The 14,076-nt window shown below is 49.7% G+C and carries 11 protein-coding genes; 6 read left to right on the forward strand and 5 right to left on the reverse strand.

Annotation, left to right across the window (positions count from 1 at the left end):
* Window positions 1–154: 154 nt before the first annotated feature.
* Complete coding sequence (fni, locus tag AC0YN0_RS01885) at window positions 155–1,210, forward strand: type 2 isopentenyl-diphosphate Delta-isomerase (protein ID WP_475819758.1); 1,056 nt, start codon at window positions 155–157, stop codon at window positions 1,208–1,210.
* Window positions 1,211–1,285: 75 nt separating this feature from the next.
* On the opposite strand, the gene AC0YN0_RS01890 is transcribed toward fni, so the two are convergent.
* Genes AC0YN0_RS01890 through AC0YN0_RS01900 form a run of 3 tightly spaced genes read right to left on the reverse strand, consistent with a single transcriptional unit; the run spans window position 1,286 to window position 4,811 of the window.
* Window positions 1,286–2,386, reverse strand: coding sequence for a Ger(x)C family spore germination protein (locus AC0YN0_RS01890; protein WP_475819759.1), 1,101 nt, complete (start codon window positions 2,384–2,386; stop codon window positions 1,286–1,288).
* A complete protein-coding gene (locus AC0YN0_RS01895; protein ID WP_475819760.1) occupies window positions 2,383–3,483 on the reverse strand; it encodes a GerAB/ArcD/ProY family transporter in 1,101 nt (366 codons plus the stop codon). Before AC0YN0_RS01895 ends, AC0YN0_RS01890 begins: the two co-directional genes overlap by 4 nt.
* A complete protein-coding gene (locus AC0YN0_RS01900) occupies window positions 3,480–4,811 on the reverse strand; it encodes a spore germination protein (protein WP_475819761.1) in 1,332 nt (443 codons plus the stop codon). The genes AC0YN0_RS01895 and AC0YN0_RS01900 overlap by 4 nt, the downstream gene beginning before the upstream one ends.
* Before the next feature lie 178 nt (window positions 4,812–4,989).
* On the opposite strand from AC0YN0_RS01900, the gene AC0YN0_RS01905 reads away from it, so the two are divergent.
* Both AC0YN0_RS01905 and AC0YN0_RS01910 read left to right on the forward strand, forming a co-directional pair.
* On the forward strand, window positions 4,990–5,745 hold the full coding sequence (locus AC0YN0_RS01905; protein WP_475819762.1) for a class I SAM-dependent methyltransferase: 756 nt from the start codon (window positions 4,990–4,992) through the stop codon (window positions 5,743–5,745).
* Entirely contained in the window at window positions 5,745–6,749 is a 1,005-nt protein-coding gene (locus AC0YN0_RS01910; protein ID WP_475819763.1) for an MBL fold metallo-hydrolase, read from the forward strand. The genes AC0YN0_RS01905 and AC0YN0_RS01910 overlap by 1 nt, the downstream gene beginning before the upstream one ends.
* A 7-nt stretch (window positions 6,750–6,756) precedes the next feature.
* Here the strand turns inward: AC0YN0_RS01910 and AC0YN0_RS01915 are convergent, their stop codons facing one another.
* Complete coding sequence (locus AC0YN0_RS01915) at window positions 6,757–8,385, reverse strand: response regulator (protein WP_475819764.1); 1,629 nt, start codon at window positions 8,383–8,385, stop codon at window positions 6,757–6,759.
* 42 nt (window positions 8,386–8,427) lie between these two features.
* Window positions 8,428–10,152: a sensor histidine kinase gene (locus tag AC0YN0_RS01920; RefSeq protein WP_475819765.1), complete on the reverse strand. Its 1,725-nt coding sequence runs from the start codon at window positions 10,150–10,152 to the stop codon at window positions 8,428–8,430.
* Window positions 10,153–10,420: 268 nt separating this feature from the next.
* Here AC0YN0_RS01920 and AC0YN0_RS01925 point away from each other — a divergent pair, with 268 nt between their 5' ends.
* The 3 genes from AC0YN0_RS01925 to AC0YN0_RS01935 all read left to right on the forward strand — a co-directional run bounded on the left by AC0YN0_RS01925 (window position 10,421) and on the right by AC0YN0_RS01935 (window position 14,029).
* Window positions 10,421–11,275 (forward strand): ABC transporter permease, encoded by an 855-nt coding sequence (locus AC0YN0_RS01925; RefSeq protein WP_337099833.1) that lies wholly within the window; start codon window positions 10,421–10,423, stop codon window positions 11,273–11,275.
* A 16-nt stretch (window positions 11,276–11,291) separates the two neighbouring features.
* Entirely contained in the window at window positions 11,292–12,170 is an 879-nt protein-coding gene (locus AC0YN0_RS01930; protein ID WP_475819766.1) for a carbohydrate ABC transporter permease, read from the forward strand.
* 125 nt (window positions 12,171–12,295) lie between these two features.
* Entirely contained in the window at window positions 12,296–14,029 is a 1,734-nt protein-coding gene (locus tag AC0YN0_RS01935) for an extracellular solute-binding protein (protein WP_442050513.1), read from the forward strand.
* Window positions 14,030–14,076: the final 47 nt, after the last annotated feature.

Here is a 14,076-nt window from a genome sequence, read left to right on the forward strand (position 1 = left end):
CAACGCATGTCCGCCAAATATCCCGATGCGGAAGCGCGAAACGAAAATGTATGCTATGCTAGTTCTATATGTCTAATCGGCGAAGAGGGCTGCTCGCTCACAGCGGGGGGCAATAGCTTGCATAGATGAAGTTATGGCGTGGGAGGAAAGTCGTATGGCGGTGGAGCAGCAGGAGGCAACAGCAAGGCGGAAAGGTGAGCATATACGAATATGCTTGCAGGAGAAGGTGAACGGCGTCGGCATCGAGACAGGCTTCGAGCGTCTGCGCTTCAAGCATAACGCGATGCCGGAGCTGTCATTTCGAAGCATTAACCTCGAGACAGAGTGGTTCGGCAAGAAGCTCGGAGCACCTTTGCTCGTCAGCTCCATGACCGGCGGGACGGATGAAGCGGGAGCGATTAATCGCCGTCTTGCGATTGCGGCGGAAGAGCGAGGCTGGGCCATTGGTCTCGGGTCGATGAGAGCGGCGATCGAGCAAGAGGAGCTTGCCGCTTCATTCAAGATCCGTAAGGAGGCGCCTACTGTACCGGTTATCGCCAATATTGGCGCGGTGCAGCTTAATTACGGATTCGGACCGGAAGCTTGCCAACGGGCGGTTGATCTATCGGAGGCTGATGCGCTCGTCCTGCATCTGAACAGCATGCAGGAGGTGTTCCAACCGGAGGGTGATACGGACTTTAGCCACCTTTACGCCCGGATCGAGCAAGTGTGCCGGTCGGTCTCCGTACCTGTTGGAATTAAAGAGGTTGGTTGGGGCATCGACGGAGAGACAGCGTCCGCGCTTGCAGGCGTCGGCGTTGCATTCATTGATGCCGCAGGCGCAGGGGGCACGTCATGGAGTCAGGTGGAGAAGTTCCGCTCGAAGGACATGATGAGGCGCGAGGCGGCTGAAGCTTTCGCGGATTGGGGAATTCCTACCGCGCTCAGTATTGCTGAGATCCGCAGCGCTTTGCCTTCGATGAAGCTTGTTGCAAGCGGCGGCTTGCAGCATGGCGTTGATGCGGCTAAGTCGCTTGCGCTCGGAGCGGATATGGCAGGCTTCGGCAGGGTGCTGCTTCCGAAGGCAGCCGGCGGAAACAGCGAAGTATCGGTACGGGAGCTGCTGGAGCAGTTCGAACGGATTGAATTCGAGCTCCGCACCGCCATGTTCGGCATTGGAGCAGGTACGATTGAGGAGCTTCGTAATACGAATCGACTTATTGCTATTTAATGTACAAATAAGCGTAATCAAGAATAAAGCACGGCTAGACAGTAACGACCTCAGTCGCTACTATCTAGCCGTGCTTTATTGAATTAACCCCGTTCCTTCGATATTTATTTTCGTATCGACTTTGAATTCGACGCCGGGATAAAGGGACAGCCATTTCTCGTATGACTCATTTGGATTGTTGGTATGATGGTTCGCGCGATACCGAAGGCCGAAGCCGAACGGATCGACGCCGGCGCGCTGAATTTTCAGAAGGAGCGCTTCCGATTGCTGCGAGAAGTCTTTGCTCAGCTTATTCTCAATTGTTTGCCATTCATGCTGATACAAGTTTTCCGGAGCGTCCTCGAGCACAATACTTAATTTGACGTTGAACGTAATGACGACCTTATCATCTTCGCTTTTCATATGGTACTTCGAACGAATGTCGTTTACTGCTCCAACGATCTGAACGCCCTCGTAAGTTCCGTGAATCGATGATTTGGCAAAGCTTTGGTCAAGCTGATTGAACAGCTGCGTTTCTTCGGGCGATAGCAACGCGCTTATTTTGTTTTTATCGAGTAGAGCTGTTCGGTTGATAATGTAACTTTTTTTGGAATCGGAAACGATAATCGGAAGCAGCGGGTCTAATCCCTTCTCGAAAGCTCGCTTCGAAAATTCGGACAGCGGCTGGACGTACGAGAATGGCGAATCGGTCCCGTCAGCACCGAAGCTTAGGAAGAGCGTATTGCCCGGATAACGTTCCGATACGGGCGTAATGCCAAGCAGCGATTTCGCATCGGGTTTTGCCACGGCAATGTCGGCGACACTCTGAATGTCCCTTCTTCGCCGCATCCACTGCATGAGACCGGTATAGTCGCTGCGTGCTTGATCCTCTCCAATCAGAAAAATTTTGCAATGGCCAAAATCGAGCTCCTTGTCTACATAGGACTTCAGCATTCGAACCCCTTCAGCTATGCTGCTGGCCTCTATCGTTTCCAACTGCACTTTGGATGCGCCCGGCTCGATCTTGGGAGACGGAACGGCGAGCTGAACCGTAATGCGATAGGGCTTCTGCTCATTATCGGACCTATCAATGCCTGTCGCGACTACGAAGAATCGTTTGTCGATGTCTTTGAAGCCGCAACCTCCCGCGAAACAGAGAAGCATGATCAGAATGACGCAATGAATTTTGTTTTTCATGCGGATCTAGGCCTCCTTCGACTTAACATAAACAGCCCAATGACAAGAGGGATTTCAACGAAAAATCGGACAATAAGCCAATACGTGGATATGACCATATTAGACTTCTCGTTCGTCATGAGCATATAGACGAATGTGAGGACGATGAATATGCCGACGATAACATAATTGGCGGTCGGAGCTTGCATGCTATCCACCTCGGGCTTATGTCTCGACATCGTACTCTTTACAAATTCCATTGCCTGATGCCAGCCGGACATCGTAAAGATGAGCGTAAGGTTCAAATATACGATGAGGAACAGAAACAATACACGCTCGATGAAGCCGTATTGCATGAGGAGCGCGTCGGCTGTAATACTCCAAATGTAAATGTAATGACCAACCGTCTCCGTGCCGTGAATGCCGATCGGGACGAAAAAAGTAGTAAGCATGATCAAAAAACCGACTAGCGGAACAATCCAGCGGTGCCGAAATCGGAAGTTGGACGGCATTAAGCGGTTGAACAGCGACATGTTAATGTATCCGGCGAAAATAAAAGACGCAGCCGCGACGGACTGCAGAGTCGGCGTTTTCGTTACGTAGTTGGCTATAATACGTATCGCATCCCAGTTCAAATGAGGATTGCTGCCGGCTTTGAACAAAACAAAAAAAATGATCGGCGCATTCACAATCAAGCCAATCTCGATAACAAGCATAACGGTCATCGTAGAACGGGTGGCCGCGTACCCGCAAGCGAGAACGAGCATGCCCAATATAAGAGCGACATGCACGTCGGGATTGAAAAAACGGTTGATCATAATAGCGAAGGCGATGATCGCGATCGACGTTGCATAAAGCCAAAGCAACGCAAAAAAGATCATCAGCGTGTTAACGATCCATTTCGGCAAATGCAGCTTCAATATTTCGGGCAATCCTTTGCCAGGATACCTTGCCAGGGCGCTCGTATACATATACAGAAGGATCGTCCCGATCACCGCGCCAATAATAAGCGACATGACGGCGCCTTTATAACGATCAGCAACAAGAATATGCGGGACATACAGCATGAGATTAATGAAGCTTACGAGTATAAAGTTGTAGAAAAAGTAACGGTTCACTTATGCTTCACCTGCCCGATATCGCCTTCTGTCGGCTGAAGTTTGCCGAATACGCGGAAGTACGGCTTGCCGAAGCTGCGCAGATTGCATAAGTACGTCATGTAGACGAACATACCGACCGCAACGCCTGATATGCCGAAGAAAATCGCGATCACGATTAACGGATATTTCAAGAATCGAATCGCGAACGATAAGGAGCTGACCGGAACGACGAAGTTCGCTATCGCTACGACCGAAGTAACGATAATCATAATGCTGCTGACAAGGCCGGCTTGCTGCGCGGCTTGTCCTAGGATGAGGCCGCCGACGGTCGTCGCCGTCGAGCCGATATACCTTGGCAACCGTATGCTCGCTTCAATAAGCGTCTCAATCATGAACAACATGATGAATACTTCGATGAAGGAAGGATACGGAACGGCCGAGCGGCTGCCGGCGATCGAGAATGCAAGCTGGACGCGGAACAGCTCCGGATTGTAGGAGACGACGGAAATATAAAGGGCTGGCAGCATGATTGTAAGCAAAATAGACGTGTACCGCAGGAAAATAAGAAATCTCGTCATCCAGAATGCCTCGTAATTATCCTCGACCGCATGCATGAAGTCGAAAAAAGTAGCAGGCAATATAAGCGCGAACATGCTGCTTTTCATTAGTAGGATGACTTTGCCCTTGGCGATTGCTTTCGTAATCCGATCGGGACGTTCCGTTATGAGCACCGTCGGAAACAAATGCTTGCGCTTGCCGATAAGCAGCTTTTCCAGTTCGCCCGCCGCATTAACCATCTCCACGTGGAGGGTCGTTATTTTGTCGCGAACGCTGTCCAGAACGGAAGGGTCAACGCGCCGTTGGTCGAATACGACCATGATGGGCGTTTGGGATACATAGCCGATCGTATGCTCCTCTACGGATAAATCAGCCGATTGATACATGCTCCGAATGAGGTTCAACGACTTGCTTAAGTCTTCGCTTAAGGCAAGCTGCGGGCCTTGTATGGCGCTCTCTACCTGCGTCTGCGGGCTTTCGTTGCAGATGATGCGAGCGGTGTATAACGAATAGACGGTACCGTCCGCCTCGATAAGCACATTGCCGCGCAGCAGCAGACTGCGCCATTTGGCTACGTCGTCAACAACCTTATATTCGGCAATCGTATGAAGCAGTTCGCGAAAAGGCTTTTCCTGCTTAGCGAACGGTATGAATATGTAATCGCTGATCATTTTCTCTTCGCACATCGGAGCGAGGTAGGCGACCTGAATGGTCATATCGCCATTGCTCAGCTCCTCGAGCTTCATGTCGACCGCTTCCGCGAACATCAGCCTTATGCGTTCATTCATTTCAGATTACCTCCCTTTGCGCAATTTGGATAAGCTACCATAGTTTGTGCAAGGGGACGTATATTATGCCATATGGCAGCCCGATGCATCGTTTTGCGAGGAGTAAAGAATTCAAGTACAATGAGTAATCATGACGATCCGCGTAAAGCACCAGGCGATAATGAAGGAGTAAGAGTGAATGAAACCTTGGTATGAGACAAGCTTCGGCAACGATTATATGCTCGTCTATAAGCATCGAGACATGGAGGCCGCTAGGAAGGAAATCGAGCGAATGATTCGCTTGCTTGGTTTGCCCCAAGGGGCCAAAGTGCTCGATATCGGCTGCGGGATGGGGAGGCATTCCGTTGCGTTGTCCGATCTTGGCTTCGCGGTTACGGGCGTTGACTTATCGGACGATCTGTTGGAGGAAGCAAGGCAGCATGATGCGAATGGAGAAGTCGAGTGGATACACGGGGATATGCGCGAGCTGCCTTTCGAGGATGGAAGCTTCGATGCGACCGTCAATTTGTTTACTTCTTTTGGTTATTTTGCGCGAGAGTCGGATAATATTGGCGTGCTGCGCAATATTAGGCGCGTACTCCGTTCAGGAGGGCTTTGCCTCATCGATTTCTTGAATCCAACCTACGTCGCGGAGCATCTCGTTCCCCATTCCGTAAGGGAGGATGAGGAAGAGGGCGTTCGGATCGAGGAGGTGCGGAGGATTGACGGCGAATGGGTGAAGAAGGAAATCACGATAACGGAGTTAGATTTCAAGGACGGCAAGGACGCGAAGCGGCAGTATGTGGAGCGTGTTCGGCTTTATGAGCTGGATTGGTTCAGGGAACACTTCGCAAGCTCGGGTTTAGATCTGATAGGTGTATATGGCAATTATGACGGTACTCCCTATCGGGAGGCCGATTCTAATCGATTAGTCATGATAGGAAGGGCGATATAATGGGGGAATTACATACATTGCAACTTGAGAATGGGTGGCTGCAGGTGAAGGTACCGCTGCCATTTTCATTGAGGTGGGTCAATAGCTATATCATACCGGAGGAAGACGGTTATACGTTGATCGATCCAGGATTGCGGACAGATGAAGCGATTGCAGCTTGGGAAGCAGCGCTGACGGAGCATGAGCTCAAATGGACGGATGTTACGCGCATTTTATTAACGCATCAGCATCCTGATCACTACGGCCTCGCCGGTTACGTGCAGGAGAAAAGCGGCGCGCCGGTCTATATGTCGAGGAAGTCGCATGCCTATGCGCAGCGGTTATGGGGAGAGGATGGCCGGTTCGCAGAGGAGCTCCAGTCGCTGTTCGCCGAGCACGGCATGCCGGCGGAGTTGCTGGAAGCGATTGGGCATAATCTGTCCAGCTTCGTGAAGATGGTATCGCCGCAGCCGCAAGTCGCTTATATAGAAGCGGGCAGCACGATTGCATTAGGCGGCTTAGACTGGCTGCTCATCGACGCTCCTGGACATGCATCCGGTCAGATATGCTTCTATCAACCGGAGCGCAAATGGATGATATGCGGCGATCAAGTATTGCCGCATATTACCCCTAATGTGAGCGTCGTGCCTGGCGAGGATGAGAGACCTCTTGATTTATTCCTCACAAGCCTGAAGGAGCTTGCCGGCTATGAGGTGGAGATGGCATATCCCGGACATCGCGATCCATTTGGCGATTTCACCGGACGAATAGAGGAGCTCATCTCCCATCATGGACGCCGACTCGAGCGGATGGCCGAGATGCTCGCTGAAGAGCCCCGCACAGCTTTTGACATGTGCGAGGCTCTATTTGGCAGCAGACTGCGAGACAATCCGCATAATCTGCGATTTGCGATGGCTGAGACGCTTGCCCATTTGTATGAACTTGTTCGGCGGGGGCTGGCTACTTATAGTCCCGCCAACAGCTGTACCAGCGGCGTATACTATGCCGTAACTCCCTCGCAATAATAAATGATTATCTGTCGCGGAATTCTTGCGGCGTAATGCCGTAACGATCCTTGAATACTTTGATGAAATAGCTTGTTTTCAAATAACCGATTTTGGCGGCGATCTCGTAGATCTTCTCGTTGGAGGAGCGAAGCAGATGAGCCGCCTTTTCCATCTTCAGCCTCGACAAGTAATCGCTAATCCCTTCCCCGGTCTCAAGCTTGTACACCTTTGACAGATAAGAGGGATTCAGATAGACATTCGACGCAATCGTCTGGAGAGAAGCGTCCTCGAGGTGATTCGAGACGTATTCCTGCACCTTCTGGACGATGCCGGAACGCGAATCCCGATTTTTCGAACTCATCTGGCTCCGGTAAGCGCCTAACACATCCTCGGTCCATGCCCGAAGCTGCTTAATCGTATGGAAATGCGGGCCGCCGAGCAGTTGGTTGAAGTTGTCCTTCATAATGTCGGCCATCCACAGCTTGTTTTTATGAATCGAAAAGCTGAGCGAACTTGCGATATTGAAATACGTCTCCAAGATGTGCTCATGCGAATCGCCCCATTTATGCTCCAATTCCTCAAAGGCGCCGTTCAGCTTGTCGGTAATCGCGTCCCATTGTCCCGCCTCGAGCAAATGATGGAGAAGCGGCGGATTGTAAATTTGCGTCAGAGAATTGGCTTCGCCTTGGTCGCTTTCATCCGCAAGCGAGAACATAAAGCCGCGGTCGCTACCGATCCGCTGTCTGAAGCTGTAGAGACAACGCTCGTACGTATCTCTGACTTCATTGGGGAACAAGGCTTGCTTGCTCAGCACGAGCGAGATTGTCCCTTTCAAATAAAGGCTCACATAATGCTGAAGCTGAGCGACTTTAGATTCGACCTGCTGCAGGTTAAGCTGCTCGCCCGCGGTGTCGATCGTCTTGCTGCTCGTTTTGCGCACAATCAGGAAGACGAGATAACCGTGATCATCCTTCAAGTGCCACAACGTATACTCGTCGGCGAATATTTCTTCGGCGATGTTGCATACGGCGAACTCGAGCAAGGAATTATCCCGCTCTGACTGCTCATCGAAGTAGTCCTCCATGCGCAGCAGCATAATGCAAAACGGCGAGCCTGCCGTATGAGGCAGTTGGAACATATCGAGCTTCTGCTGCAGCTCTTCGGATGCAGCAAAGGTTTTGCCATGCAGCAGCGAGGCGAGCAGATGCTTCCGCAATACGGGCAAATTTTCTTTCATTGAGGTCAGCGACTTATGCTGCGAGGTTACCGCGCTCCAATGCTGCTCCAGCTCGGTGACCGCTTTCTTCACCGCTTCAAGCAGCTCCTCATCCTCAGCTGGCTTAAGCAAATAATCGGTCGCTTGCTGCTGCAGCGCCCGCTTGGCGTATTCGAAGTCGTTGTAGCCCGTAAGCAGAATACATCTTACATTGGTCCAAGTGCCGCGAATCTGCTCGATGAGTTCAAGCCCCGATAGACCGGGCATATGAATGTCGGTAATGACGATGTCAATCGGCGTTTCGTTCATGATGGCAATGGCGTCTTGCCCCGAATAGGCTTGATGCACGTTATCGATGCCTACCGAGCTCCACGGCAAGTTATGGGCCAGATCTTCAACCAGATCGGGCTGGTCGTCAACAATTAACAATTGATACAAGGCTGTGATGCACCTCCAATGGTGAAGTATGTGTCTGATCGTCTAACTGTTATGCGGCCAAGTGATCGATACGGCAAGTCCGCCTTCAGGCTTGACGCGGAAAGTCAGCGACGCCTCGGCGCCGAATTGGTATATCATTCGCTGACGGATATTCCATAGCGCGCATCCTGTACCGTCGTTCGGCGGATTCATTACGCTCATCTCCAGCTTCCTCATCCCATCCTCCGTAACGCCTATGCCGTTATCCGCAATGGTGATCGTATAGTAACGATCATTGCTCTCTCCGGTAATCGTAATTATGCCATCGCCTTCGAAACGTTCAATGCCGTGAAGGACCGCGTTCTCGGCAAGCGGTTGAAGCAGCAGTCTAGGAATTTCTAGGTGATGCATCGTTTCCGGTACGTGAATCTCATAGGACAAATGCTGAATATGGAATTGCTGAATTTCCAAGTAGCTCTCGATCAGATCGAGCTCTTCCTTAATCGTAGCGGTTTGCTTCTCTACCCTCGTCGTATAACGATAATATTTGGACAGATGCATCGCTAGCTTCATAACCGACTCTTTCTTGTCCAGTCTTGCCAAGCTGCGTATAAGCGCGAAGCAATTATACAGGAAATGCGGGTTGATTTGCGACTGCAACTGCTTCACATTGGCTTCGCGGGTTCGAATTTCTTCCGCGTACAGCTTCTGAATCAATTGCTCCGTATTAGCTGCCATGTCGTTGAACCGATGGAATAGGTACGTAAATTCATTTTTCGGATTTGCTGTAATCCTCGTTGAATAGTTGCCGTCCTGCAGCCGCTTCACGCTGCGGATGAGCAGGCCGATCGGCCGCTGAACGTTCCGATAGAGCAAGTATCCGGCCAACAGGCTCATGACAAGGAGCAGACCCACAGATCCATAGAACAGGTTCTGGCTTTTGACGATCGGCTTGAGTATGTCGGCTAGCGGCACATAATCGACAAGATACCAGTCTAGCGTTTCTATGTGCGCGGTCGTCACTAGGAAGTCGTTCCCGTGTACTTTAATGATGCTGTTGGCGGCAGCATCCGATGTGATGCTAGGGAGAAAGCTTTGAATCGAATCGGTCATCTCTTTGTCCGCGTTGCGATTCTGAATGACCGCGCCGTCCTTATGGACGAGGAAGGGGTCTCCTTTGCCTGCAAGCTTGAACGTATCGAGGTCTTTAATGAGATGCTCCTCGGGAAAAGAGATTTCGACGATGATGCCGGCGTTCTCAAGGTCGTTTACTTTGTTGTTCGGTTTAACAATATGGCGCACGAACCGCTTCTGCTTAATGTTCTGAATAATCATTTCTTCATATTTCCATTTTGGCGCATAAATTTGCTTGACGTAATCCAGATCGTAACCAAGGTATATGTTGGTTGATACGAACTCTTTGCTTGCGGGCGCTAGCACCGAATATTGCGTATCCCAGCGCTGGGATACGTTCAGCAGCCGAAGGCGCTCGATGATGCGAAGCTTCTCGTCATTCCGCACGTAGGCGCTTTCGATCAAATGCAAAGTTTGCAGCTGTTGAATATGAATATCCTCGCTAAGCAAAAAACCGAGCGACGAAAGCGTCGTTACACTCCGATCAATCTCGCTGGCTAAGAAGGCGACGTCCTTCTGCTTCAAGGACTTCATCTCTTCCTTAATAACTTCGATGCTTGTCCGAATCGAAAGCGTATACAAGACGATGATCGGAATGAGGAGCAAAACGATTAACGTCATGATTTTGGTGAACGTATTTTCTCGTAAACGCATGGTCAACCTCACTTTTTTGTTTAAATAGCGATAGATAAGTCAACAAAGTGGCATGCTTCCAAAGAACGTGGTCTATAGCACAGGAGATACTGCTGATAAAATTAATCATACAGGAGAGCTGATAAAACACAAATCAATTTTTGTTTGGAAAGGGGCAACAGGAGTGGATAGCGCATTAAACAAACCGCTGCCGCAAGCAGAGAAACAACCGCAGAAGCGGGAGAACAAAGGTAGAGAGAAAATAAGACTCACTTGGCCCTTGCATCTGATGCTGCTGCCGGCAGTTATCGTAACGTTCATCTTCGCTTACGTACCGATGAGCGGTCTCATCATGGCATTTCAGGATTTTAAGCCGTATGACGGCATTTCCGGATCGAAGTTCGTTGGCCTGGAGCACTTCAGGTTTATGTTCGAATATCCGGACAGTAAGCAGGTTATATGGAACACGCTTATTATTTCAGGATTAAAAATCGTATTCGGTCTCATTGTACCGTTCACATTCGCAATATTGCTTAACGAGGTTCGCAAAATGCTGTTCAAGCGCGTTGTACAAACGCTTGTCTATCTGCCTCACTTTATTTCATGGGTTATTCTCGGTGCGATACTGACCGATATGCTCGGCAACAAAGGTATCGTCAACCAGACGCTGAATGCGATCGGCTTGTCTAACGTATTCTGGCTTGGCGACGGGGACTGGTTCCGATTCACGGTCGTTGTCAGCGATATTTGGCAAAACTTCGGCTTCAACACGATCGTCTTCCTGGCTGCGCTGTCCGGCGTTAACCCGTCATTGTACGAAGCAGCGGAAGTCGACGGCGCAACGCGCTGGAAGCAAACGATTCATATCACGATCCCGTCGATGATTCCGATTGCGGTCGTTGTCGGCACGCTGTCGCTGGGCAACATCCTGAACGGCGGATTCGATCAGATCTTCAACCTTTATAATGCGCTTGTCTACGACAAAGGCGACATCATCGATACGTTCGTATACCGTACAGCTATCCTCAACGGTCAATACAGCTTTGGTACAGCGGTCGGCTTGTTCAAATCGATTATCGGCTTAATCATGATCGTATTCTCTTACCGGATGGCGTACAAATTCGCTGGTTATCGAATTTTCTAATAAAGGATGAGATTTCATGTATCATAAAACAACAGGCTACAAAACGTTTTCTGTATTCAATTACGTACTGCTCGCGATTATCTGCATTACTTGCGTCATACCGCTCATTCATATTCTCGCTGTCAGCTTCAGCGCAAGCTCGCCGGCGAACGCGAATCTAGTCAAGCTTTGGCCGATCGGATTCAATCTCGACGCTTACTCGAAGACGTTGAATAATGCGAACTTCTTCAATGCGCTCAAGGTCGGCTTATGGCGTACTGTGCTGGGTACGGTGGTCGGTATGAGCCTTATGATTCTTGCCGGCTACTCCTTGTCCAAAGACAATCGTGTTTTCCGCAGCCGGTCGATCTATACGTGGTTCTTCTTGTTCACGATGCTGTTCAGCGGCGGTATCGTACCGGGCTACATGCTAATCCGCAACTTGGATCTGATGAATTCAATCTGGGCGCTCGTCTTGCCAGGCGCGATCAATGTATTCAATATGGTATTGTTAATGAACTTCTTCCGCGCAGTTCCGAAGGAGCTGGAAGAGGCGGCAACGATCGACGGCGCAGGCCAGTTCCGGACGCTATGGAGCGTCTTCCTTCCGATTTCCATGCCAGCCTTGGCGACGATCTCGTTGTTCACGATGGTGACGCACTGGAACTCTTGGTTTGATGGTTTGTTGTATATTACAGATTATAGAAAATATCCGTTATCAACATTTTTGCAAACGATAATTGTACAACAAGATTTCAATAAAATTAATCCGGATATCAATGAGCTCAAAAACATTTCTCAGCGTACGGTTAAGTCGGCCCAAATTTTCATAGGGACGCTCCCGATCCTACTTGTGTACCCGTTTTTACAGCGTTATTTCGTGAAAGGGATCATTTTGGGAGCGGTTAAAGAATAGGCGACAAAATGGCATCGATAACAAAATAATGGTCTTTCGTAGTGATTAATATGGCATTATAGTTAAATTATAGCGATATGGAATATCGTTATAAATAACATAATATTACTTATGGGGGTAGAGCAATGAAAAAGTGGTTGTCTGTACTATTAATTCTTACTTTTATGCTGGCGATTGCGGCATGCTCGGGTAACAACAACGGCAACAACACGAATACGGGAACGAACGGCGGTAAAGCAAGCAACACGCCGAAAGAAACCGAAGCGGCAGCGGAGGAGAACTTTAAGGACGGTAAATACACGACTCCTATTACGCTGTCGACGGTTTGGGGACTTAACCAAAACGGTTCGGTCTTCAAAGAAGGCGAATCGATCGAAGATAACGTTCATACACGCCTTATCAAAGAACGTCTTGGCATTGACATTAAGTATGATTGGGTTGTAACGAACACGAATGACGCTTACAAAACAAAGCTTCGCCTGATGCTCTCCTCCGGTGAGAAAATGCCGGATGTCGTTGTATACCGCGGCGACCTTGAGACGGTCAACATGCTGATCGACTCCAACCAATTCATGCCGGTTGGCGATCTTGTTGACAAATACGCGAACGAAACCTACAAAGCTGGTCTTGAGCTCGATCCGACGATCTGGCTGCCAATCAGCCGTGACGGCGAGAAAATGGCATTGCCGATTCTCGACTATGCATACAACGGTGACCATGTGATGTGGGTTCGCCAAGACTGGCTCGATAAGCTAGGTCTGAAAGCGCCTACGACGATTGCTGAATTGGAAACGGTTATGGATGCATTCACGAACCAAGATCCAGACGGCGACGGACAGAAAAATACGATCGGTCTGGCAACAGGCTTCAAGAACGGCTTCGCGAACTGGATGACGGACATCGGCTTCGTGTTCGGCGCTTACGGTTCCGTGCCAGGACAATGGAATCTGACCGCTGATGGCACTCTGGAGCACGGTTCGGTTAACCCTGCAACGAAAAACGCGCTTTCCAAGCTGAATGAATGGATGAACAAAGGCTACATCTCGAAAGACTCGGCATTGTTCGACGAAACGAAAGGCTCCGAGCTGTTCACGAAGGGCGAAGCGGGCATTATCTTTGGACCTAACTGGCTGCCGGCATGGCCTTTCCCGGATCTGAAAAACAATGTTCCAGGCGCTTCGTACAAAGCATACGGCGTACCTGCTGGTCCAGACGGCACGATCGGTTCGCAAGGCGGCAACCCGCCGGCTAACGGTTACATCTTCATCAACAAAGATTCGAAAAATCCGGAAGCGATTCTTCACTATTACAACTGGTTCTTCGATAACCTTGCTAACCCGCAACCGGGCAGCGAATTCGAGAAAGGTTTCGCGGAAGGTTATGACTATGCGACTCTTCCAGACGGATCGATCACAGCGGATATTGCCAAATACCCTGACCTGTTCCCTGGTTTGAAAGACCAAACGGCACCGCCGCTTTACTACACGCTGACTTATGAAGGCGCACGTATCCCAACGTTGTATGCTGACACGCATGTCAAGCTTGCGGGCGGCGCAGAGCCAGTAACGCCTTACGAGAAACAAGAATTCAATACTCGTCTGAAAGAAAATACAGACGCAATGAAAGTAGTTATGGACCAAGTATCGATTCGCAAGAAAAACTACTACATGGGTCCATTGACAGAAACGATGCAAAGCAAAAATGAGCTTCTGAACAAGCTGCTTAACGAAACGTACAGCAAAATCATTTACGGTCAACAACCAATCGACTCGTTCGACGAAATGGTTGAAAACTGGAAGAAATCCGGCGGGGAGCAAATTACGAAGGAAGTTAACGACTGGTACAACAGCGTTAAGTAATATTGCCTCCTAGAACTTACACCTAGAGCATGAACGTCGCACATCAG

Source organism: Paenibacillus sp. J22P218 (genome assembly GCF_056269195.1).